The organism is Pyxidicoccus caerfyrddinensis (genome assembly GCF_010894405.1).
Lineage (GTDB): Bacteria > Myxococcota > Myxococcia > Myxococcales > Myxococcaceae > Myxococcus > Myxococcus caerfyrddinensis.
This window is the reverse complement of sequence record NZ_JAAIYA010000015.1, coordinates 179,747-200,582: the sequence shown is the minus strand read 5'-3', so window position 1 is coordinate 200,582 and position 20,836 is coordinate 179,747. Positions and strand designations below refer to the sequence as shown.

Genomic DNA, 20,836 nt, shown 5'->3' with positions numbered 1-20,836 from the left:
CGGGGGCGGCCTGCATGGCATGAACCGGCAGGAGCCGCCCGCCCGGAGGCCGCCCGCCGCGGAAGGAACGCTCATTCCGCGAGTCCACCGCCCGACCGGGGGCGGACGGAGTGCAGCGGCTTGCCGCGTCCCTCCTCAGCTCCGCGCTTCGGGGCTCACGGTGGCCTGCTCCGCCCCGGCCGCACTCCGCCAGGCCTCGTGCACCAGCGCGATGCCCGCGAACAACAGCAGGCCATTGCGCACCAGCAGCAGCACCTCGTGCGGAGCACCGATGCCCGTGTTGTACGTGCTGCCCGCGAAGATGCCCCGGGTCATGACCGCGGCGATGAACACGGCAACGGGCGCCGCACGCGGGCCGGACAGCAGCGCGAGCCCCGCCGCGCCCGTGAGCCAGACGAGGTACTGCGGGCTGAGCACCGGGTTGAGGACCACGAAGGCAATGAGCGGCCCCAGCGCCAGCCGCGCCAGGTCCTCCACCCGCTCGGGCGTACGGCGGCGCACGGCCCACAAGCCCACCGCCGCGGACGCCAGCGAGCCCGCCACCCACACCCACCGCGACACGCCCTTCACCCACTCCGCCGCCGCGCCGTGCAATTCATACGCGGCCGGCGCATGCACCCACGTCACGTCCGGCACCTGGCCCAGCAGGTGCGCGCCCCAGAGCAGTGATGCCCCGAGCGACTCCACCTGGAGGCCCCGCGCGACATGGAAGGACGCGAAGCCCCACCAGGGCCAGAAGGCGCTCAGCGGCAGCAGCGGCAGCGCGCCCAGCACCAGTCCCAGCACCAGCCGCCGAGCCGAAGTCCACGAGCCCCGCCGCCAGCACAGAGCCAGCGCGAGCGGCACCAGCACCACGGGGTACAGCTTGGTGACGATGCCCACCGACAGCGCCAGCCCCGCGAGCACGTCACGCCGACGCGACAGCGCCACCAGCGCGGCGAGCGTGAAGGTGGCGGGGATGAGGTCATACCGCTTGAGGTAGTGGACGCTCATCACCCAGCTCGCCACCGAGTACGCCGCGAAGGGCACCCAGGCCCGGAGCGAGTGCCCCCAACGCCGCACGCCCTCGTACAGCAGCAGCCACTTGCTGGCGGCATCGAAGAGCGTGAGCTGCAATCCGAAGAGGAGGACGAAGGCCTTCAGCGTCCCGCCCAGCCACGCCGCGGGGACGAACCACAGCAGCGCATAGGGCGGGTACTCGAAGCGGAAGTCCTGGTTGGGAGTGGCCCCGCCGAGGAAGGCGTGCGCCGTGTTGAAGTACAGCTCCAGGTCCTTCACCCGGGACGAGAAGGCATAGAGCGCCAGGGGCGCCACGCTCACCGCCAGCCCAAGCCAGTGCCAGGGCGTGAAGCGGGGCGGAGAGGACGGGGAAGGACTCGAAGCAGACACGCGCGGGGACTCTCGAAGACAGGCTACGCCGGGGACACGGGCACCGTCTGGACCTGGGCGAACAGGCGCTCGACGTCCGCGCGGTGGCACAGGTCGGTGCCCTGCGAGAGGAGCGCGCCCGTGCCGGAGGCGATGCCCCAGCGCAGGGCCTCCTCGGGCGACTTGCCCCGGGCCAGGGCCAGCGTCAGGCCGGCCACGAAGCTGTCACCCGCGCCCACGGAGCTGTGCGTCTCCACTGGCGGCGGCGTCGCGCGGAACTGGCCCTCGCGCGTCGTCAGCAGCGCACCGTCCGCGCCCATGGACACGGCGAGCACTTCGGCGCGGCCCCTGGCCACCAGCTCGCGGGCGGCGGTGGCCTGGGTGGCCAGGTCCTCCACCTTCATGCCGGTGAGGTCCCTCAGCTCGCGGCGGTTGGGCTTCGCCAGGAACACGCCCTCCTCCAGGGCGGCGCGGAGCGGAGGCCCGTTGGTGTCCACCACCACGCGCACGCCCTGCTTCTTTCCCAGGCGCGCCACGCGGGCATAGAAGTCCTCGGGGACGCCCGGCGGGAGGCTACCGCTGGCCACGATGAAGGCGGCGCCGACGGCCACCTCGGACACGGCGTCCAGGCAGCGCTGCCACTCGCGCTCGGACAGCGAGGGGCCCGGGAGGATGAAGCGGTACTCGCGCGCGCTGGTGCCCTCGGCCACCGTGAAGCTCTCGCGGGTGTAGCCCTCGATGGGGATGGAGCGGCGCAGCAGGCCCTTCTCCTCCAGCAGGTGCTCCAGCATGAGCCCGGTGGGGCCGCCGCGGGTGTAGACAGCGATGGACTCTCCGCCCATCTCGCGGACGACGCGGGCCACGTTGATGCCGCCGCCGCCCGGGTCTCGACGGGAGGGGCCGCAGCGCAGCTTGTGCTCGGGCGTCACCTCCGGCACCGACGTGGCCACGTCGATGGCCGGGTTGAGCGTCAGCGTCACGATGTGGGGCATCTCGAGCGTCCTCCGGGGCGGTGTGCGCCGTCAGGGTGAATGACAGCGGGAGCGCGCGGAGACTGCCCCACCCGGCGCCGCGCCGCCAGCCGGGCGAGCGTTCGTGGCGCTTCACGCCCGGCGGGCGACGCCCCAACCCGAGGCGTCACGTCGGTTCTCGTTGCCTTCCCGGGTAGGCCCGCGAATATCCCTCCTGCACATGACACCGCCCCGCAAGCCCACGCGCGAGGAACTGGACGCCGCCACCGGCCGGACGATGCCGGACCTCATCCAGCGCGGACTGCGCGTCCTCTTCTGCGGCATCAACCCCAGCCTCTACTCGGTGGTGGTGGGGGTCCACTTCGCGCGGCCGGGCAACCGCTTCTGGCCCACGCTGCACGCCGCGGGCATCACCCCGCGCCGGCTGCAGCCCTTCGAGCAGGAGGAGCTGCTCACGCTGGGCTACGGCATCACCAACGTGGTGGACCGGGCCACGGCCACCGCGGACCTGCTGGAGGACGCGGAGCTGCGCGAGGGCGCGAAGTCGCTGGAGGCCAGGGTGCGGCGCTACCGGCCGCGTTTCCTCGCGGTGCTGGGCGTGAGCGCGTACCGCACCGCCTTCGGCCGGCCCAAGGCCCAACCCGGACTCCAGCCCGAGACACTGGGCACAGCGCGCCTGTGGGTGCTGCCCAACCCGAGCGGGCTCAACGCGCACTATCAACTCGCGGACCTGGCACGCCTGTTCTCCGAGCTGCGCCGCGCGGCGGATGCGGGCTGACGCGGGAAGGGCGGCTCCGCGCATCGAGCACGAAGCCGCGCCGTCAGCTCAGCCGAGGATGCCGGCCTCGCGCGCGAAGCGGGCCACCACCGGCTGCACGTGCGGGAAGGCCGCGGCATTGCACGCCAGAAGGCCGCGGTGGTTCTGCAGCTCCGAGCCGTCGTACGAGTACGGCGTACCACCCAGGTCCGTGAGGATGCCCCCGGCCGAGCGCAGCACGGCCTCCGGCGCGCAGTTGTCCCAGCGGTAGCTCTTGCCGCTGGTGTGGATGTAGATGTCGGCGGTGGCCTCGGCGAGCAGGCCGCACTTGAGGCCCACCGAGCCGGACTCCTTCTCGCGGGTGATGCCGAGCTGCTTTGCCACCGCGTCCGTCAGCTTCGAGCGGTGCGAGCGCGATACCACGAGTCGCAGCGACGCCGGCTCCGCCACGTCCGAGACGCGCAGCGCCCGGCGCCCGCCCTCGTCCTCCACGAAGCCGCCCTGCCCCACCACGCCCGAGAACAACTTGTTGCCCACGGGGCGGAAGACGACGCCCACCGTCGCCTGCCCGCCCACGGCGAGGCCGATGTGGATGGCGAACTCGCCGTTGCGGTTGACGAACTCCTGGGTGCCGTCGAGCGGGTCCACGTACCAGCAGCGCTCGCGCTTGCCCTCGGAGCCGTTGTCGGACTCCTCGGCCACCACGCCGTCACCGGGGAAGGCCTTGCGCAGCTCGGCCACGATGAACGCGTTGGCCTGCTCGTCGGCCTCGGTGACGGGCCCCATGCCGCCGGCCTTGTCCTGGACGGAGAAGTCGGTGGCGTAGATGCGCAGGAGGATGTCGCCAGCCTGGCGGGCGATGCGGCGGGCGGTGTCGAGCTCGGTGTCGAAGGAGGACATGGTGTGGGAACAGTCTGCCCCGCCCCCGCCTGCCCCGGGAGGCCAAAGTGGGGCGGCGCTGAGGCGAAATGCCCCATCCGGGGCGGATTGCCCCACGGGGACGGCGTTCTGGGGAGTCCTCCCAGGGGCGGCCCCTGGCGTGTCCCGTGCAATGCACGACACGAACCACGCGCGGCGCCGGGGGGCTCGCGCGGCGGGCCACCGAGCAGACGAGGGCAACCGAGATGATGAAGGTGATGATGGCGGGACTGATGATGCTGGTGGGGGCGACGCTGGCCTTCGGAGGCGCGCGGACGGTGGTGCGTGCGCACCAGAGCGCGAGCTGGCCTACGACGGAGGCCACCATCACCTCCTCGTCGGTGGAGACGATTCGCAGCCGTCGCGCGGGCGTAAGGTTCCACCCGGAGGTGCGCTACCAGTACACGGTGGCCGGCACGCCCTACTCGGCCAGCACGATTTCGTTCGCCGGCGGTGACGCGGGCTCGCTGACGGATGCGCAGCGCGTGACGCACCACTACGCCTCGGGCAGCCACGTGCCCGTGCACTACGAGCCGGCGGACCCGTCGGTGGCCACCATCGAGGTGGGGAATGCCGGCATCGCCAGCTACGTGCTGGCGCTCGCCGGGGCGATGCTGGCGGTCATCGGCGGCTGGGGCATGTGGGACATGCTCCGCGCCGAGCGCCGCGAGAAGCAGCGGCGCCAGCGCCCGCAGCCGGCGTGACGGGGGCGCGCGGTCCGAGGCGCTTCAACTTCCCTGCTCCCCACTGAAGTCCTTGTCGAACTCGGTGATGGCCTCCTCGAGGGTGGGGTGAAGTCCGCCACGTTCCCTGGGATCTACCTCACAGAAGAGCTCCCAGAACTGGCGTTCGTGCTGCTCCATCACTCCACGATCAAACGGCGGCCTGACGCGATCGGCACTCTGCACGACATATCCGCCATCAGGAATCCGCTCGACACACCGGTAGATGACGGCCTCACCGCTCTCGAGCCTGCGAACGACGTCATGACGTCTGTACAGCCATTGCCTGCTCACCGAGTGACTCCCAACCCTCACGCCAAAGACATGCCCTGAACCCTTCGGAACTGCGGGCTTGTTGCGCGCGCATACGGAGCATATCCAGTCGGGCTCGTCAGGCCCATGCGGAGTTTCTTTCGCACGCCTCAGGAGCCCGTCCATGCCCGTCACCCTCCGCCCCGCAAAGCCTTCCGACGAACCGGCCCTGGGCCGCATGGGCGCGGCGCTCGCGCGCCTGCACCATGACTTCGACCCCCAGCGCTTCATGCTCCCGGACGATGTGGAGTCCGGCTACCGCTGGTGGCTGGGCAAGGAGGCCAGGAACAAGAAAGCCGTCGTCATCGTCGCCGAGCTGGACGGTGAAGTCGTCGGCTACGCATACGGCCGCGTGGAAGACGTGGACTGGAATGCCCTGCTGGACCGCAGCGGCGGCTTCCACGACATCTGGGTGGACGAGAAGGCCCGCCGCGCCGGCGCGGGCGTCCTGCTCGCCGAGGAGCTCATGAAGCGCCTCACCGCCCTCGGCGTCCCCCGTGTCGTCCTGCACGTCGCCGCGAAGAACGAGGCAGCCCAGCGCATGTTCGCGAAGCTCGGCTGGCGCCCCACCATGGTGGAGATGACGCGCGAGGCTTCTACCAGGCCCGGTGAGCCCTCATAGCCTTCCGTGCGGCACCCGCCCCTGCTGGAACGCGTCCACCTGGAGGAAGGTGAAGGGCTGGTCATACAGGAGCCGGTCCTGCTGCCGCGTGCGGAACAGGTCCACGATGAGGTTCATCCTGTCCCCCAGGCTCCCCCAGTCCCGCGCCGCGCTGCCCGCCGTGTCGTCCGGCGTGCGGTCCAGCTCGGCCATCAGCGCCACCAGTTCCGGGTGCTCCAGCCGCGTCAGCAGCGGGGGGAAGTCCCGCTCCGAGGTGAGCGCGGGGATGTCCTCGCCCAGCCGCAGCGTCATGTCCGGCAGCTCCATCCGCATCAGCGTGCGCGTCTCCAGCTCGCGCCAGATACGCTCCAGCCGCGTGGCCAGCGGGGTGAAGGCCCCGCGCAGGCCCCACTCGGGCATGCCCCGCATGCGCCGGTCCGGCTCCGCGCGGACGAACTCCACCAGGTTGTCCAGGAACACCTCGCGCAGCGGCGCGTTCAGCGCGGCGCGCACGGGCCCCTGCAGCCGCGTCTGCTCGTGGTAGCCCACCAGCGCGTTGCCCAGGAACATCAGCTCCGCGCGGGCCTTCCGGTCCTGGGTGAAGATGGCCGCGTAGTACGCCTTCACCGCGCGGATGAGCAGGTCCTGCCCACCCTCCTCCACCGGCCCCGGCGCCAGCCGTGACAGCACCTGCTCCAGCCGCGACGGGTCCGGCCCGTCCAGGCCCGCGAACGTCTCCAGCAGGTCCACGTAGAGCGGGCCCAGCTCCTCGAAGACGATGAAGTTGCCGCGCGCCGCGTGGCGCGCCACCTCATCGGTGATGTCCTCCAGCGTCCGCGCCAGCACGAACTGGACGCCCACCGACGCGCCCCACGCGCCGAGCAGCCTGTCTTGGAGCTCGGCGATGCTGCGCGTCACCGCGTCCGCGCGGTCCAACAAATCCGCCAGCAGCCCGGGCAGCACGTCCTTGCGGATGAAGGCGCCCGCCGTCTTGGATGCCCAGGTGGCGAAGCCGCACCAGTTGACGTCCTCCTCGCCGAGGACGTCGGTGAGGGCCACCTTCAGCACGTGGTACGTCTGGGTGATGTGCAGGTTGCGGAGGACCGGGTCCTCCATGCGGATGATGGCGTCCACCTCGGCCTGCGTCGGCGGCGGCCACAAGCGTGGGAGCGTGCCGCAGGCCATGACGCGCGAGCCTCCTCGAAAGTCCGCGCGGAATGTCGCGGACCCCATGGGAGGAGTGGCCTTCAGGGGGCTGTGATTCAACCGCCCCTCGCATGCCTGCCCTACCCCTCGGTCCGAGGCAGGCGCCCGGCCGGCCGCGCTATGCTGCCGCCATGGTGCCCCTGAGCGACTTGTCCGGACTGCCCGCCGAGCAGCGCGCCGCGCTGGAGCGGGAGCTCGCGCCACTCACCCTGCTCCAGGACGTGGTGCGCTGGGGCTTCGCGCACACGCCGCCTCGCGACGTGGCGGAAGTCGTGGTCCAGGACGAGTTCACCCACGACGTCGTCGTGCCATGGAAGGACGGGCGCTACCTCGTCTTCGACACCACGTGACTGGGCGGCGTGAATGCGGTCTCCGTGTGGGACCACCAACCGAAGGCCGATGAGCTCCTCGACGCCCGGCTCGCCGCGGGGTGGACACCCACGCCGACGAGCACCGTCGACGGGGACGTCATCCTCGGCCATGCCGCGTGCCGGGTGCCGCCGAAGCCGGCGGCACCCTGAGGCCCTGCGACTACTTCCCCTTCGCCTGCTCCTTCACCCACGAGTCCTTCAGCGTCACCGTGCGGTTGAAGACAGGCTTGCCGGGCTTCGAGTCCTTCGGGTCCACGTAGAAGTAGCCCTGGCGCTCGAACTGGAAGCGTGAGTCCGCGGCGGCGTCCGCCAGCATCGGCTCCACGCGCGCGTCGCGCAGGACCTGGAGGCTGCTCGGGTTGAGGAAGGTGGTGAAGTCCTTCTCGTCGTCCGCGCCCGGGTTCTCCACGGAGAAGAGCCGGTCATACAGGCGCACCTCGGCGGTGGGCGCGTTGCCCGGCACCCAGTGCAGCGTGCCCTTCACCTTGCGGCCGTCCGGCGCATTGCCACCGCGCGTCGCGGCGTCATAGGTGCAGCGCAATTCCACCACGTTGCCCGCGGCGTCCTTGATGACCTTCTCGCACTTGATGAAGTACGCCGAGCGCAGGCGCACCTCCTTGCCGGGCGCGAGCCGGAAGAAGCCCTTCGGCGGGTCCTCCATGAAGTCGTCCGCCTCGATGTACAGCTCGCGCATGAAGGGCACCTGGCGCGTCCCCATCTCCGGCTTCTGCGGATGGTTCTGCACCTCCAGGCTCTCCACCTGGCCCTCCGGGTAGTTCTCCAGCACCACCTTCAGCGGGCGCAGCACGCCCATGGCGCGGGGGGACGACTCGTTGAGGTCCTCGCGGACGCACAGCTCCAGGAGCCCCATGTCGATGAGCTGCTCGTTCTTGCTCACGCCCACGCGCGTCGCGAAGTCGCGGATGGACGACGGGGTGAAGCCGCGTCGGCGCAGACCGGAGATGGTCATCATGCGCGGGTCGTCCCAGCCGGACACCATGCCCTCAGTCACCAGCTTGAGCAGCTTGCGCTTGCTCATCACCGTGTAGTTGAGGTTCAGCCGGGAGAACTCGTACTGGTACGGCCGGTCCCCCTTGATGAGGGCATCCACAATCCAGTCGTACAGCACGCGCCGGTTCTCGAACTCCAGCGTGCAGACGGAGTGCGTAATCCCCTCAATCGCATCCGACAGGCAGTGCGCGAAGTCGTAGAGCGGGTAGATGGGCCACGCGTCGCCGGTGCGGTGGTGGTGCGCGTGACGGATGCGGTAGATGGGCGGATCCCGCAGCACCGGGTTGGGCGACGTCATGTCGATCTTCGCCCGCAGGGTGTGCTTGCCGTCGGGGAACTCGCCCGAGCGCATGCGGTGGAAGAGGTCCAGGTTCTCATCCACGGAGCGGTTGCGGTACGGGCTGTCACGGCCCGGCGTGGTGAAGTCGCCGCGGTACTCGCGAATCTCGTCCGCCGTCAGGCTGCACACGTACGCCTTGCCCTGCTTGATGAGCTCCACGGCGAAGTCGTACAGCTTCGGGAAGTAGTCGGACGCGAAGTACTTGCGGTCCTCCCAGTCGAAGCCCAACCACTTCACGTCCTTCTGGATGGACTCGACGTAGTCGGTGTCCTCGGTGACGGGGTTGGTGTCGTCGAAGCGCAGGTTGCACTTGCCCCCGTACTGCTGCGCCAGCCCGAAGTTGAGGCAGATGGACTTGGCGTGGCCGATGTGGAGGTAGCCGTTGGGCTCGGGCGGGAAGCGGGTGTGCACGCGTCCGCCGTGCTTCCCGGTGCGCCGGTCTTCCTCGATGATTTCCTGGAGGAAGTTCAGGCCCTGCGTCTCGTTCGTCGTCGTCATGATGGGGGCGAATCCTGTTGAAGCCGCCCGGGGCCGGCAAGGGTTTCCTTGCGCCTCGGAGCCGTTCAACACGGCGGGAGGCCCCATTCCATCCCCCGCCCAGGGGTCAGACGGACGAGAGCAGGCTCTCCCAGGCGCTCAGGGCCCTCTCGGCGGAGAGCTCCTCCGCGCGCCTGCGGGCCCGGGCGGACAGCTCCTGCCGGAAGTCGGCGTCGCCCACGACGCGGTCCAGCGCGTTCGCCAGGGCCTGGGGGTCCTCCATGGGCACCATCAGGCCGTGCTTGCCGTGCTCCAGCACCTCCGCCGGCCCGGAGGGGCAGTCCGTGCTGACGACGGGGCAGCCCAGGGCGAGCGCCTCCAGCATCACCATGGGAAGCCCCTCGAAGCGCGAGGACATGGCGAAGACGGCCGCCCGGCGCATCAGCGCGTGGGGGTTGGCGACGAAGCCCGGAAAGAAGACGGACGACTCCACGCCCAGCGACTTCACCAGCGCCTTCAGCTCGCCCGCGAGCGAGCCGTCCCCCACGATGAGCAGGTGGTGGTCCGAGCCCGCCGCGCGCTGGAGCGCGTGGGCGCGGATGAGCACGTCGAAGGCCTTCTGGTTCTCCAGCCGCCCCACCCCGACGACCACGGGCTTCTGGAAGATGGGCTCGAGCTCGTCGGGCAGCGGCGCCTCGCCGGCGGCCCGCACCGTGTCGCCGTCCACGAAGTTGGGGATGACCTGGAGCTGCCCGGGCCGCATGGGCACCAGCGCCTGGAAGGCCTTCGCCGTGTCATGGCCGCACGCGACGACGCGCTGCATGCGCGGGTAGAGCAGGCGCAGGCCCCAGAGCTGCCGCCGGGGCTGCTCGTGGCTGAAGGCGCCCCAGTCGAAGTGGATCATCCCCACCACGGGCTTGCGCAGGAGCTTCCCGGCGAGCCAGGCGATCAGCGCGGCCCGACCCTCCTGGCCGGCGACGATGACGTCCGCGTCGCGGGCCTCCTGCATGAGCCGCCAGAAGAAGCGCGGGAGCATCGTCCGCTGATACGAAAAGGCTTCCGTACCCCAGACCACCTCGGTGTGCTTGGGGATGCGGTCCGACGGGCTCGTCGGATGCGGCTGATGGTGGAAGAACATCTTGGTGGCGAACCGCTTCGGGTTCAGCCCCGCCAGCACGTTGCACACCGAGCGCTCGATGCCACCGCCCGCCAGGAACACCAGCGTGAAGAGCACACGCTTCGGGGCGGAGGCTCCGATTGCTTCGACCTGTCGCTGAACGAGCATCAGCCTCACTCCCAAAGGCAGCGGCACGCTAGCCCAAGGAAATTGGGGCGCCAAGGTAACCCCTAGCGTCCGTCCCCTCGTGAAGCAACCGGGCTGACGGAAGGAATCACGGTCCCGCTCGGCTAGTCTCCCTCCCGACCCCATCGTGAAAACGCGCCTTCGCCCCTTTCTCCTCGTCCTCCTGGTGCCCCTGCTGGGGGCGCTCGCCGCCGGCGGCTACCTCGCCTTCCACGGGTACCGCATCGGCCAGGGCCTGCTGCACCCACCCCACGTGCCGGCCGAGCGCCCGGCGGCCACGGATGAGCTGGCGGGGCTTTCGGACGTGGCCTTCACCACGGCGGACGGCTTGACGCTGCGCGGCTGGTACGTGCCGTCGCGCAACCGGGCGGCGGTGGTGCTCGTGCACGGCTTCGCGGGCAACCGCGCGCAGCTGCTCTTCGAGGCCCGAGCGCTGGCCCGGGCGGGCTTCGGCGTCCTCGCCTTCGACCTGCGGGCGCACGGCAAGAGTGACGGGGACCGCGTGACGTGGGGCGACGGCGAGCGGCGCGACGTGACGGCGGCGCTGGACTTCGTCTCCGCGCGTCCGGACGTGGACCCGGCCCGGGTGGGGCTGTTCGGCTTCTCCATGGGCGGCACCACCGCGCTGCTGGTGGCCAGCGCGGACGCGCGCGTGAAGGCGGTGGCGGCGGCGGGGGCCTTTCCCGCGCTCGAGGCGGACGTGTACTCCGGCTATGGCCGCTGGGGCGCGCTGAGCGCGGAGCCGGTGCTGTGGACGCTGCGCCACGCGGGCGTGGACGTGAAGGCGGTGCGCCCCATCGACGGCATGTGCCGGCTCCAGGGGCGCCCCCTGCTGCTCATCAACGGGGACGTGGACCCGGACGCGCCGGCCAAGCTCCAGGCCAGCCTCTTCCGCGCGGCCTGCGAGCCCAAGGCCCTGTGGGTGGTGCAGGGCGCCGGCCACGGGCAGTACGCGAAGGTGGCCCCCGAGGAGTACGAGCGGCGGCTGCGCCAGCACTTCACCCAGGCGCTGCTGCCCGCGGGCTGAGCCTCACGGCTCGTCGGGAGGCGCCGGCTCCCAAAGGGGCGGCGCATCCAGCGCGGGCCGCTCCCGCAGCAACTCATGGGGGCGGAAGCCGCCCTTGTAGCGCAGCGACGCGCACGCCTGCACGCGGTAGCCCAGGTACACGTGGGGGATGCCGCGCTCCCGGGCCAACTCCACCTGGCGCACCACGTTGGCGGTGCCGAGCGACAGGTGCGCATAGGCCGGGTCATAGAAGAAGTACACCGCGCTCCAGGCGCGCGGCGTCTCGTCGCACAGGCCCACGCCCACCAGCTTCGGGCCCCCTTCCGCGCCGTCGTCGTACCAGGTCACCTCGCGCGCGGACGGGTGCGGGAAGGAGAACTGGAGCGAGTAGTCGCGCGCGGTAATCGGCGACGGGTTCCACTCGCGCACGGCCTCGCGCTCCGCGTGCCACGCGCGGTACAGGGCCAGCCGGGACGGGTCCACCCGGGGCGTCCCCACCTCCACCCGCAGGTGGGCGCACGCGGCGCGCGCCCGGCGCTGGCTGCGGTTGGGGCGGAAGCCGTCCACGGGGATGCGCAGCGAGACGCACTCGTTGCAGGTCGAGCAGGCGGGCCGGAAGTACACCGGCCCGAAGCGGCGCCACCCGCGCACCAGCAGGTGCTCGTACTCCTCCGCCGTGACGTCCTGCATCAGTAGATTTTCCAGGGAGGCCTCCTGCTCCGGCAGGTAACTGCAGGGGCGGGGGGCCTCGACGTCGTGAGCCAGGAGGAGGGCCATGGGCGTCCTCGTTCCTGTCCGGCGGCCCTCCCGGCGTCAAGTCGCACACGCAGGCCCGGGTGCCGTGCGTCCGGAGGGCCTCGCGTGGCCCACAAGCCACGACATCCCTGACGCGCTCCCCCGCGTCCCTCCCCGGAGGGCGGGCTGGCATGCCGTCTGCAGAACATCCACACGCCGCCCGTGGGGGGGCAGGAGGAAGCACATGGCCCGCGACAGCATGCAGCCCTGGCTGGACCGCCTCTCGTACGGGGAGCTCGAGGTATCGGGCCTCTCGGCACGCTCGGCGCTGGGCTCCCGGGACTGGGATGGCACCGACGCCTCCATCGTGTCCCGCTCGTACTCGCGCCCCGCAAACCCCGACATCTCTGCCCTACCTGTCACGATTTCCAGTCAGGTCGGGGATGACACCGAGGAGGGCTACGATGACCTCGACTTCACGGTGGCGAGCTACTGAGCGGCCCCGGCGACGCGTCCGCCCATGACGGCGGCGCGTCGGCAATGAACGCGCGCCCGCCTGCCCTGGACGCAGCTTCTGCGCGGGCAGCGGGACGTGGTGATTCCCAGAACATCATCATCCGAGCAGGCAGCCAGGAACGCGTGCGGAAGCAAACAGGCACGCGTGTTCCCAGGGTGGGAAGGCGTCTTCCCGGCCGTGGGCACCACCGCATATAAGTTCCGCCATGTCAGCGATTGATGTCTCGGTGGTGATGCCCACCCACAAGAGGGAAAAGGAAGTGGTGGAGGCCATCCGCTCCGTGCTCCGCCAGGAGGGGGTGAGCGTGGAGGTCATCGTCCTGGATGACACGCCCGAGGGCACGGCGCGCGCGACGGTGGAGGGGCTGGGGGACGCGCGGGTGCGCTACCTCGTGAATGACCCGCCCTCCAAGGGCCGCCCGGCGGTGGTGCGCAACCACGGGGCCACGCTCGCGAAGGGCCGCTACCTGCACTTCCTCGACGACGACGACATGCTCGCGGAGGGCTCGCTGCACGCCATGGTGAGCGCGCTGGACGCCCGGCCTGACGCCGGTGTCGCGGTGGGCTGGGTGGTGCCCTTCGGCGACGACGCGGACTGGCTGAAGGACAAGAGCGAGTACTTCGAGTGGGCCGCCAAGGTGGGCGCCAGCACGCCCAACAGCGCGTGGACGGTGGCGCACATCCTCTTCCGCGGCACGCTGTATGTGAATTCCGCGTGCATGGTGCGCCGCGAGCACTTCGCGCCGCTGGGCGGCTTCGACGCCTCCATCCCCGTCTACGAGGACGTGGACTTCTACCTGCGCGGCATCCGCGCCTACGGCCACGTGTACGTCGACCGTCCCATCCTGCACTACCGCACGGGCCGGCCCTCGCTGATGCACAACCTGGGCAAGGACGGCACGCTGGTCATGCAGTCCAACGAGATGATTCACGGCAAGTACCGCAAGACGAACGGCATGCTGGAATACCGCGCCCTGCAATTGCTGATGCGCGCCCTGCCCTTCGACGTCGCCAAGAAGCTGCCGCTGCGGCTGCCGAAGCAGGGGCGGGCCTCGTGAGCCTCAAGAGCCGCATCCTCGGCACCGCCAGGCGCCAGGTGAAGGACACGCTGCGCCCGGTGCTGCAGAGGGCCATGGCGCCCTCGCGCACCGCCATCCCCGCCTCGCACTGGGGGCTGGAGCACCGCCCCGGCCAGGGGCTGTGCCTGGAGGGCGTGCCCCTCAAGGAGTTGACGGTCCGCTGGGGCTCGCCGCTGCACGTGGTGCACCTGGCCGCGCTCGGCCGCAACGTGGAGCGCTTCCTCGCGGTGCCTCCCGGCCGCGCGGGCGGCGCCGAGGTCTATTACTCGTACAAGACGAACCCCATCCCGGGCGTGCTGTCCTTCATGCACGAGCGCGGCGTGGGCGCGGAGGTCATCTCCGCCTATGAATTGTGGCTGGCGCTGAAGCTGGGCGTGGCCCCGGAGCGCATCGTCTACAATGGCCCGGCCAAGTCCGAGGCCTCCGTGCGCGAGGCGATTTCCCGCGGCATCCAGCTGCTCGCCGCCAACCACGCCGAGGAATTGGCCGTCTTCTCGCGCCTCGCCGCGGAGGTGGGCCGCCGCCCGCGCGTCGCGGTGCGGGTGAGCACGGACAGCGGCTGGTCCGCGCAGTTCGGCACGCCCATCGCCGGAGGCGCCGCGCTGCGGGCCTACCAGCAGGCGCGCGACTCCAAGCACCTGGACCTGGTGGGGCTGCATGCCCACCGCGGCGCCACCATCCGCACCGAGGGCGAGCTCACCGGCTTCGTCGAATCGGTGCTCGCCTTCACGGACACCCTGCACCAGGAGCTGGGGTTGGATTTGGAGGTGCTCGACCTCGGCGGCAGCCTGTGCACGCCGACGACGGAGCACATCGCCGAGCGCGACTGGCGCCTCAACCTCACCTTCTTCCGCGACGTGCCGGCGCCGGACCCGGCGGCGTCGCTCTCCATCGAGCGCTACGTGGCGCTGGTGGTGGAGCTGGTGGAGTCGCACTACGCGCGCCGGGGCCGCCAGCGCCCGCGCATCTTCCTGGAGCCGGGCCGCGCCATGACGGGCGACACGCAGCTGCTCCTGGCCAACGTCCACGCCCTCAAGCAGGGCGAAGACAGGACCTGGGCCGTCATGGACGCCGGCGTCAACCATGCCGAGTGCGTGCGCAACGAGTACCACCAGCTCTTCCACGTGGAGCGGCCGGACGCGGAGGCCTCGCGCATGTACACGGTGGTGGGCCCCATCTGCACGCCGGGCGACACGCTCTACTACGCGAAGCGGCTGCCGGAGCTGAGCGTGGGAGACACGCTGGCCATCATGGACGCGGGGGCGTACTTCGTGCCCTTCGCCACGTCCTTCTCCTTCCCGCAGCCGGCCATCATCGCCCTGGACGGCGGCAAGGAGCGGCTCTTGCGCCGCGCCGAGACGTTCGATGACCTGGTGACGTTCGACGCGCCGCCCGCCGAGCCCGCCCGGCTCAGCGGTTGAACACCATGGAGCGCAGGAAGGCGCGGGGGTGGCGCGCGGAGACGTAGAGAATCTGCGCCAGCTCCACCGCGGTGGGCACCAGGTCATCCGAGTCGATGAGGGGGTCCACCGACACGCCCCGGTGTGACTCCAGCCACTGCCGCCACTGGCGCGCCTCTTCCCCCGGGAGCGCGCCGGACAGCCGCTGGAGGTTGAGCAGCATCTCCAGCGCAATCCGGTTGCAGAACACCTCGCCCCGCCCCTGCCACTCGCGCGCGGCCTTCACCTCGCGCATGAGCGAGTCCCTGTCACCGACCGCCGCGTGGTACGCGAGCAGCGGCAGCGGCAGGCCCCGGGCGATGTCGAAGCCCATCTGCCCGTAGTAGCGGGGGTTGAAGTCGATGAGGAGGAAGTCGTCCTTCGTCTGGATGAACTCCACCTCGAAGACGCCGTGGTAGCCCAGGCGCTTGCACAGCCGCTTCAGCCCGTCGGCCAGCTCCTCGCGCACCGGGGCGGACTCGAAGCACACGCCCACGCCCAGGCGCCTGGGGCGCTGGAGCACCTTCATGGCGCCGCGCACCTCGAACAGCTCGCCCGTCTCGTCCACGAAGCCGGACAGGCTGTAGATGCCCTGCGCCGCCTCGGGGTGGAACTCCTGCACCATGGGGCGGGCCACCGCCGGGTCGAACTTCACCAGCATGTCCGCGTACCCGTCGCGCGAGAAGGCGCGGTACTCCTCCGCCAGCTGCGAGGGCTCGGAGACGGGGTGGCCCTTGCGGTGGGTGGAGTAGAGAATCTGGGTGGTGGGCTTGATGAGGACGGGGAAGCGCGCCTCGCGGGAAATCGCGTCGAGGTCCGCCTCGGACTCGGGGAACCAGGTGCGCGGCAGCCGCAGGCCCTCCTCCTGGCCCACCTCGAAGAGCTTGCGCTTGTTGAGCAGGCCGTAGACGGCGTCCACGCCCGGGTCATAGAGGTGGAAGTACTGCGAGAGCGCCTCGCGGTGGACGGACACCAGCCACGCCAGCTCGTCGCTCGTCGGGTAGAGCACGTGCCGCATCGGCTCGCGCCGGCCGAAGTCGAGCAGCCACGCGACGAAGTCCTCGGCGCGAGACTCGGGGGGACACTGGACGCGGCGCCCGACGTAGCGGGACCAGCTCGCGGGCCCCAGCTTCGCGGGGTCCGCCACCGTGACGTCGATACCGTTGCGCCCGAAGCAGCGCGCGGCCGCGAGCGTGCCGTAGAAGCTCGCGGAGAAGAGCAGCACGGACGGCCGGCCCTCCACGCGCGCCTGGGGTGCCTGCTCCACCATGGAGTCCTCGATCTCCTGCTGCGATTCCGGCGCCCCCGACTCCCCACCCCGCCGCGAGCGCGGCGTCCCCGCGCGGACCGAGGAGAGCACCTGCGAGGCCAGCCCGGAGGACGTGCCTCGCGGGGGCATGCTGGCGCCAGAGGTGGCCGCGGCGAGCGTCGCGGTGATGAGGGAGACGAAGTGCCGTTTCATGAAGGTCTGGGGGCCTGCTCCCCCGGGAAATTTCAGGGGCGCAGGATAGCCGTCCGCGCCGCACTTTACCCCTCCCCCTTGTCATTCATCTTCTCTCAGCGAGGGAGAAACGTGCGGCCCGGCTGCCTGCCCGCCGTGAATGACGGGGGTGCGTCGCGTCATCGCTGGTGCTCCACAGTTCACGAGCTGACGCCACCCTCGGCCTTCCATACGAGGAAGCCCTGCTCGAGGAGCCACGCGTCGGTCTCCACCCCACCGGTGCGGGCGGCGAGTCGCGGGGCCGCCTCACGGAAGGCATCCCGGGGCGCGGAGTGGCCGGCGGCACGGGCCTCGCGCCATGCGGCGTCCCACTCGGAGAAGAAGGCGTGGATGGGCTCGCCCGGGCGCACGCGGCGGCGCAAATCTCGTGGCAGCCAGTCGCGGAACAGCAGCGGCGCGAAGCCGTGGCGGAAGTCCGTATGGAAGAGGAGGGCCTCGCGAAGGGGCGGCGCCTCGGCGTCGGGCCCACGGCGCAGCAGGTGCGCGGAGAGAATCGCCCCCTCCGGGTCCGCGCTGCCCTCCACCAGCAGGCCGGATGGCCGCAGGTAGCGGGCGAGTGTCCGGTGGACCTCGGGGACGCGCTCGGGCGGGCCCTGCCGCAGCAGGTTCATGGCGCGCACGAGGCGGGCGGGCTCGTCCTCACCGAGCGGCAGCTCGAAGCCTCCCTCGCGGAAATGCGTGCGGGCGTCCGCGTGGGCCTGCGCGGCACGGGCGCGCTCCTCGTCCAGCTCCACGCCGATGACGGTCAGCTCCGGCTGGAGGGCCCGGAAGGCCTCGGCGCTCTCCAGCGTCGTCCACGGGTGTTCGCCGAAGCCCACGTCGACGAAGACGGCGCGCGCCCACGGTCCGTCGCGGCGGGAGAGCAGCTCGCGCTCGGCGTGGCACAGGTACGCGTCCAGCGCGCGCAGGCGGCCGCGCGAGGTCCGTCCGCGCGTCTGGGTATCCAGCGACGACATGGCCTCGCTCATGCGGCGAGTGGCGCCCGCGCGTCAAGGCCCGCCCGGGTTTTCTCCCACGGACGGGACCGCTTAGGCTCATGGGCACCGTGGACTCCTCCCCTTCCTGTCCCCGCTGTCATGCGCCGCGCGCCCTGGGGCCGGAGTGCCCGCGCTGCGGCGTCATCTACGCCAAGGCGGATGCACGGGCCGCGCGTGACGCCGCCACGAAGGAGGCCGCCGCCCCTGCCACCGCCGCGGTGCTCGCGCCGGAGGAGCCGCCCCTCATAGACCCGGCGTGGCTGGTGCGGCCCGGGGAGCTGCGCTCGGACGTCCTCCCCGAGGCGACGCCCGACCTGGACGCCGATGCCGAGGCCTCCGCGTGGGAGCTGAAAATCCACACGTGGACCCTCCCCGTGGTGCTCCTCGTTTCGTACCTGGCCGCATCCGGGGGCAGCGGGTTCCTCGTCCGCATCTTCACCATGCCGGTCCATGAGCTGGGCCACGCCATCACCGGCTGGCTGTGTGGCTACGTGTCCATCCCCACGCTGTGGAAGACACTCAACCTCGGGCGCTCGTATTTCCTCGCGGCGCTGGCGGCCGCGGGGCTCGGGTACTGGACCTGGTGGGCCTGGAAGCAGCGCCGCATGTGGCAGGTCTACACGGCCGGAGGAATCCTCCTCACCCAGCTCATCGGAACGCTGTTCCTGTCCGAGCCGACGGCGCTGATGCTCATCCTCTTCAACGGCGATGCGGGGATGATGGTGCTGGGCAGCGCGCTGATGGCCACGATGTACGCGCGCCCCGGCAGCTACGTCCACGAGCACGGCCTCCGGTGGGGCTTCGCCGTCATCGGCGGCGCCAGCTTCATGGACGGCTTCATCACGTGGTGGCGCGCCCGCGGGGACTTCGCCGAAATCCCCTTCGGCCAGAACGAGGGCTCGGGCCCGAGCGACGCGTACCGCCTCGTGGAGGACCACGGCTGGCCTGAGGGAGACCTCATCCACCGCTACCTCACGGTGGGCGCGACGTGCCTCGTCCTCCTCGCCGTCCTCTACGCCGTGAAGCTCGTCCAGGGCCGGCGGCACCTCGCCGCGCGGGCGTAATATTCCGCCGATGTAGGTGCAATGGCGTAGTCAACGACGCACCGCTAGTCTCACCGGGCCGCTCACGGCGAAGCACCCTTCCGTCATGAGGAGCCACATGAGCCACGCCCACACCCCGACGCGTCAGCCCATGCAGTCCCGGAGTTCCTCCACCCTGCGCTTGCTCTCCCTGGGAGCCGCTCTGCTCGCAAGCGCCGGCTGCGGTGGCGCCGCGGACTTGGAGCAGGGCGAGCCCCCACAGCCCACGGTGGCGACGTCCGAGGCCGCGCTGACGGGCGGAACCGGGGGCTGCTACGTGGACACGCCGGCCTATGACTACCCGCGCCCAGGCGGCTGCTTCGGCTTCACGCGCAGCCTGACCGTCAAGAAGGCCATCGTGTTCGACATGATCAGCCCGGTCTCCGGCTACACGTACCAGTGGAGCGGCGCAGCCTCCTGCTCGGCGAGCAGTACCACCTGGTGCGTCATCCATGTCTTCCCAGGCGTCTATACGTCGACGGTCACCATCCGGGATGGCTCCGGCAACGTGGTGGACACCCAGAGCGTCACCGCCGAGCTCGAATACGAACCCGGAATGTAGCCCTCACCCCACCGCTCTGAAGGGCCACGTGAAGCCGGGGTAGCGCACCACCTCCGGCTTGCGCCGTCCCTTCCACGCCAGCGCTTCGCCGGGCCGCAGCAGCAGTGCCTGCGGCCCGTGCCCCACCGCGCGGCGCACCTCCGCGAGCCGCTCCGGGTACGGGTCCGCATCCGGATTCTCGTCCAGCTGGCTGGCGCCACTCACGGGCTGTCCGGGGTAGCCCTCGTAGCGGGGCCCCATGCCCTCGCGCCAGTACCAGGGCGCGCCGCCGTCCGCGCACGGCACCACGTAGCGCGTGCCCAGCAATTCACCGTAGTGCAGCGCCTCCTCCGGCCCGGCCATGAGCTGCTGCGGCTTCGTCAGCGCCCCGCGCGGCACGTTGACGAGGAAGGCATCCAGCGTGCTGAAGCCGAAGAAGATGGGCGCCAGCCGGAAGCCGCGCACGCCGCAGAAGAGCACGTCCACCGGCCCCTCCTCGCGCAGCACCCGCCGGCACACCTCGCCCATGTCCCCGCGCACGTCGTGTCCGGAGTCCGCGAAGAAGGCGGAGGAGAAGCCCGGTGCGCGCACCAGCCACGCGTTGCCCTCGTTGAAGAGGTCCGGGTATGGCCCCGCCTCGTCCGTGGGCTGCTCGCCGTGGAAGGGCAGCGCGCGCACGGTGACGTCGCCCACCTGCCGGGACTCGCCCCAGCGCAGCGGCTCCACGCGCGTGAAGCCGAGCTGTGAGAGCCGCAGCGCGCAGTCGGTGGAGAAGAGGCTCTCGCGCTCCACCGCGGGCACGAAGATGCGCGTGTCGCGAGGCAGCGGCAGCAGCGAGCCCAGGTGGAAGTGGTCCCCGTGCGAGTGGGTGATGACCACCGCGTCCACCCGCCCCACGTCCCTCGGCTGCATGGGCGCGTAGCCCCGCGAGTCCACCAGCCCCTGGGGCCGGAAGTACGGGTCCACCAGCACGCGCGCCTCGCGGCCGGACACCAGCACGGTGTTGTGCCCCACGAAGAGGGCACCGGGCGTGGGCACCTCCACGGGGGCCTCGTGCCGGACCAGCCAGCCGGCCTGCCCCAGGTCCGCCAGCAACCCCGCCACCACGGGGGCCACGGACAGCGCGCGCAGCTCCGCGCGGGTGGCGCCCCGGGCCAGCGTGGCGAAGAGGTCCGCGACGCGCGGCCACTCGGACGCGCGCACGGGGACGTCCAGGCCCAGCGACTCCTGGCGCAGGTGCAGCACGCGCGGGCGGTGCCGGGTGGCGTCCGGGAAGAGCACGTCGCGCCGCAGCACGCGCCGGCCCCGGCGCCGCCGGCCGTCCTCGCACAGGGCGGCATAGCGGGGCGTCTCCTCGAGCCAGCGCACCAGCGCGTCCGCCTCGCGCAGCGCACCCTCGCGGCCCAGCATGGCGATGTAGCGCTTGAGCGGCAGGTGGGCCCGGCGCACGGGGCGCGCGGTGGGGCCCTGGATGCTGCAGCCCAGGTCCTCGTGGTGGTCGGCCTCCGTCCTCGCCGACGCGAGCACGGCCAGGCTGACGCCCCGGTGCAGGGTGAATCGCATGGCGGGGATGTTAATGCCGCGCCGCGTGAGTGGGGGCTTC

22 protein-coding genes are annotated in these 20,836 nt (G+C 71.2%); 11 read left to right on the top strand and 11 right to left on the bottom strand.

Annotated elements, in window-relative coordinates; genetic code table 11:
* Window positions 1–135: 135 nt before the first annotated feature.
* Both G4D86_RS32035 and G4D86_RS32030 read right to left on the bottom strand, forming a co-directional pair.
* Entirely contained in the window at window positions 136–1,389 is a 1,254-nt protein-coding gene (locus G4D86_RS32035; RefSeq protein ID WP_163997888.1) for a glycosyltransferase family 87 protein, read from the bottom strand.
* Window positions 1,390–1,412: 23 nt separating this feature from the next.
* Complete coding sequence (locus G4D86_RS32030; RefSeq protein WP_163997887.1) at window positions 1,413–2,360, bottom strand: 1-phosphofructokinase family hexose kinase; 948 nt, start codon at window positions 2,358–2,360, stop codon at window positions 1,413–1,415.
* Between the two features lie 256 nt (window positions 2,361–2,616).
* On the opposite strand from G4D86_RS32030, the gene mug reads away from it, so the two are divergent.
* Window positions 2,617–3,117, top strand: coding sequence for a G/U mismatch-specific DNA glycosylase (gene mug / locus G4D86_RS32025; protein ID WP_163997950.1), 501 nt, complete (start codon window positions 2,617–2,619; stop codon window positions 3,115–3,117).
* A gap of 48 nt (window positions 3,118–3,165) precedes the next feature.
* Here the strand turns inward: mug and G4D86_RS32020 are convergent, their stop codons facing one another.
* Complete coding sequence (locus G4D86_RS32020; protein WP_163997886.1) at window positions 3,166–3,996, bottom strand: 3'(2'),5'-bisphosphate nucleotidase CysQ family protein; 831 nt, start codon at window positions 3,994–3,996, stop codon at window positions 3,166–3,168.
* Window positions 3,997–4,220: 224 nt separating this feature from the next.
* Here G4D86_RS32020 and G4D86_RS32015 point away from each other — a divergent pair, with 224 nt between their 5' ends.
* Window positions 4,221–4,718, top strand: coding sequence for a DUF3592 domain-containing protein (locus G4D86_RS32015; RefSeq protein WP_163997885.1), 498 nt, complete (start codon window positions 4,221–4,223; stop codon window positions 4,716–4,718).
* 24 nt (window positions 4,719–4,742) lie between these two features.
* Here the strand turns inward: G4D86_RS32015 and G4D86_RS32010 are convergent, their stop codons facing one another.
* On the bottom strand, window positions 4,743–5,030 hold the full coding sequence (locus tag G4D86_RS32010) for a hypothetical protein (protein WP_163997884.1): 288 nt from the start codon (window positions 5,028–5,030) through the stop codon (window positions 4,743–4,745).
* Between the two features lie 142 nt (window positions 5,031–5,172).
* Between G4D86_RS32010 and G4D86_RS32005 the strand changes: the two genes are divergently transcribed.
* Window positions 5,173–5,670, top strand: coding sequence for a GNAT family N-acetyltransferase (locus tag G4D86_RS32005; protein ID WP_163997883.1), 498 nt, complete (start codon window positions 5,173–5,175; stop codon window positions 5,668–5,670).
* Here G4D86_RS32005 and G4D86_RS32000 read toward each other — a convergent pair.
* Complete coding sequence (locus tag G4D86_RS32000; protein WP_163997882.1) at window positions 5,665–6,834, bottom strand: hypothetical protein; 1,170 nt, start codon at window positions 6,832–6,834, stop codon at window positions 5,665–5,667. The genes G4D86_RS32005 and G4D86_RS32000 overlap by 6 nt on opposite strands.
* A gap of 152 nt (window positions 6,835–6,986) precedes the next feature.
* On the opposite strand from G4D86_RS32000, the gene G4D86_RS31995 reads away from it, so the two are divergent.
* Together G4D86_RS31995 and G4D86_RS31990 are read left to right on the top strand one after the other, a co-directional pair.
* Window positions 6,987–7,205, top strand: a complete 219-nt coding sequence (locus tag G4D86_RS31995) for a hypothetical protein (RefSeq protein WP_163997881.1) — start codon at window positions 6,987–6,989, stop codon at window positions 7,203–7,205.
* A gap of 9 nt (window positions 7,206–7,214) precedes the next feature.
* Complete coding sequence (locus G4D86_RS31990) at window positions 7,215–7,376, top strand: hypothetical protein (RefSeq protein WP_163997880.1); 162 nt, start codon at window positions 7,215–7,217, stop codon at window positions 7,374–7,376.
* Window positions 7,377–7,386: 10 nt separating this feature from the next.
* Here the strand turns inward: G4D86_RS31990 and G4D86_RS31985 are convergent, their stop codons facing one another.
* The gene (locus G4D86_RS31985; RefSeq protein ID WP_163997879.1) at window positions 7,387–9,075 is read right to left on the bottom strand and encodes a glutamine--tRNA ligase/YqeY domain fusion protein; all 1,689 of its coding nucleotides are present in this window, start codon (window positions 9,073–9,075) and stop codon (window positions 7,387–7,389) included.
* 106 nt (window positions 9,076–9,181) lie between these two features.
* On the bottom strand, window positions 9,182–10,339 hold the full coding sequence (locus G4D86_RS31980) for a glycosyltransferase (RefSeq protein WP_163997878.1): 1,158 nt from the start codon (window positions 10,337–10,339) through the stop codon (window positions 9,182–9,184).
* 145 nt (window positions 10,340–10,484) lie between these two features.
* Here G4D86_RS31980 and G4D86_RS31975 point away from each other — a divergent pair, with 145 nt between their 5' ends.
* Window positions 10,485–11,384, top strand: a complete 900-nt coding sequence (locus G4D86_RS31975; protein WP_163997877.1) for an alpha/beta hydrolase — start codon at window positions 10,485–10,487, stop codon at window positions 11,382–11,384.
* A gap of 3 nt (window positions 11,385–11,387) precedes the next feature.
* On the opposite strand, the gene G4D86_RS31970 is transcribed toward G4D86_RS31975, so the two are convergent.
* Window positions 11,388–12,140 (bottom strand): arginyltransferase, encoded by a 753-nt coding sequence (locus G4D86_RS31970; protein ID WP_163997876.1) that lies wholly within the window; start codon window positions 12,138–12,140, stop codon window positions 11,388–11,390.
* A 202-nt stretch (window positions 12,141–12,342) separates the two neighbouring features.
* On the opposite strand from G4D86_RS31970, the gene G4D86_RS31965 reads away from it, so the two are divergent.
* From G4D86_RS31965 to G4D86_RS31955, 3 genes are all read left to right on the top strand, one after another.
* Window positions 12,343–12,594 carry a hypothetical protein gene (locus G4D86_RS31965; protein WP_163997875.1) on the top strand — a complete coding sequence of 84 codons (252 nt, stop codon included), beginning with the start codon at window positions 12,343–12,345 and terminating at the stop codon, window positions 12,592–12,594.
* Window positions 12,595–12,820: 226 nt separating this feature from the next.
* On the top strand, window positions 12,821–13,672 hold the full coding sequence (locus G4D86_RS31960; protein ID WP_163997874.1) for a glycosyltransferase family 2 protein: 852 nt from the start codon (window positions 12,821–12,823) through the stop codon (window positions 13,670–13,672).
* Window positions 13,669–15,114: a type III PLP-dependent enzyme domain-containing protein gene (locus G4D86_RS31955; protein WP_163997873.1), complete on the top strand. Its 1,446-nt coding sequence runs from the start codon at window positions 13,669–13,671 to the stop codon at window positions 15,112–15,114. Before G4D86_RS31960 ends, G4D86_RS31955 begins: the two co-directional genes overlap by 4 nt.
* On the opposite strand, the gene G4D86_RS31950 is transcribed toward G4D86_RS31955, so the two are convergent.
* On the bottom strand, window positions 15,104–16,594 hold the full coding sequence (locus G4D86_RS31950) for a carboxylate--amine ligase (RefSeq protein ID WP_420821875.1): 1,491 nt from the start codon (window positions 16,592–16,594) through the stop codon (window positions 15,104–15,106). The genes G4D86_RS31955 and G4D86_RS31950 overlap by 11 nt on opposite strands.
* A 179-nt stretch (window positions 16,595–16,773) precedes the next feature.
* A complete protein-coding gene (locus tag G4D86_RS31945; protein ID WP_163997872.1) occupies window positions 16,774–17,589 on the bottom strand; it encodes a methylase in 816 nt (271 codons plus the stop codon).
* An 80-nt stretch (window positions 17,590–17,669) separates the two neighbouring features.
* On the opposite strand from G4D86_RS31945, the gene G4D86_RS31940 reads away from it, so the two are divergent.
* Window positions 17,670–18,674, top strand: a complete 1,005-nt coding sequence (locus tag G4D86_RS31940) for a hypothetical protein (protein WP_163997871.1) — start codon at window positions 17,670–17,672, stop codon at window positions 18,672–18,674.
* Between the two features lie 97 nt (window positions 18,675–18,771).
* Window positions 18,772–19,254: a hypothetical protein gene (locus G4D86_RS31935; RefSeq protein ID WP_163997870.1), complete on the top strand. Its 483-nt coding sequence runs from the start codon at window positions 18,772–18,774 to the stop codon at window positions 19,252–19,254.
* A gap of 3 nt (window positions 19,255–19,257) precedes the next feature.
* On the opposite strand, the gene G4D86_RS31930 is transcribed toward G4D86_RS31935, so the two are convergent.
* Window positions 19,258–20,796, bottom strand: coding sequence for an MBL fold metallo-hydrolase (locus G4D86_RS31930; protein WP_163997869.1), 1,539 nt, complete (start codon window positions 20,794–20,796; stop codon window positions 19,258–19,260).
* Window positions 20,797–20,836 lie beyond the last annotated feature (40 nt).

Coding starts and splice junctions, on each gene's coding strand:
- mug (WP_163997950.1), top strand. CDS start 2,617: ATGCCGGACCTCATCCAGCGCGGACTGCGCGTCCTCTTCTGCGGCATC.
- G4D86_RS31930 (WP_163997869.1), bottom strand. CDS start 20,796: ATGCGATTCACCCTGCACCGGGGCGTCAGCCTGGCCGTGCTCGCGTCG.
- G4D86_RS32015 (WP_163997885.1), top strand. CDS start 4,221: ATGATGAAGGTGATGATGGCGGGACTGATGATGCTGGTGGGGGCGACG.
- G4D86_RS31980 (WP_163997878.1), bottom strand. CDS start 10,339: ATGCTCGTTCAGCGACAGGTCGAAGCAATCGGAGCCTCCGCCCCGAAG.
- G4D86_RS31960 (WP_163997874.1), top strand. CDS start 12,821: ATGTCAGCGATTGATGTCTCGGTGGTGATGCCCACCCACAAGAGGGAA.
- G4D86_RS31965 (WP_163997875.1), top strand. CDS start 12,343: ATGGCCCGCGACAGCATGCAGCCCTGGCTGGACCGCCTCTCGTACGGG.
- G4D86_RS31935 (WP_163997870.1), top strand. CDS start 18,772: ATGAGCCACGCCCACACCCCGACGCGTCAGCCCATGCAGTCCCGGAGT.
- G4D86_RS31940 (WP_163997871.1), top strand. CDS start 17,670: ATGGGCACCGTGGACTCCTCCCCTTCCTGTCCCCGCTGTCATGCGCCG.
- G4D86_RS31995 (WP_163997881.1), top strand. CDS start 6,987: ATGGTGCCCCTGAGCGACTTGTCCGGACTGCCCGCCGAGCAGCGCGCC.
- G4D86_RS31985 (WP_163997879.1), bottom strand. CDS start 9,075: ATGACGACGACGAACGAGACGCAGGGCCTGAACTTCCTCCAGGAAATC.
- G4D86_RS31950 (WP_420821875.1), bottom strand. CDS start 16,594: ATGAAACGGCACTTCGTCTCCCTCATCACCGCGACGCTCGCCGCGGCC.
- G4D86_RS32005 (WP_163997883.1), top strand. CDS start 5,173: ATGCCCGTCACCCTCCGCCCCGCAAAGCCTTCCGACGAACCGGCCCTG.
- G4D86_RS32000 (WP_163997882.1), bottom strand. CDS start 6,834: ATGGCCTGCGGCACGCTCCCACGCTTGTGGCCGCCGCCGACGCAGGCC.
- G4D86_RS31945 (WP_163997872.1), bottom strand. CDS start 17,589: ATGTCGTCGCTGGATACCCAGACGCGCGGACGGACCTCGCGCGGCCGC.
- G4D86_RS32020 (WP_163997886.1), bottom strand. CDS start 3,996: ATGTCCTCCTTCGACACCGAGCTCGACACCGCCCGCCGCATCGCCCGC.
- G4D86_RS31970 (WP_163997876.1), bottom strand. CDS start 12,140: ATGGCCCTCCTCCTGGCTCACGACGTCGAGGCCCCCCGCCCCTGCAGT.
- G4D86_RS32030 (WP_163997887.1), bottom strand. CDS start 2,360: ATGCCCCACATCGTGACGCTGACGCTCAACCCGGCCATCGACGTGGCC.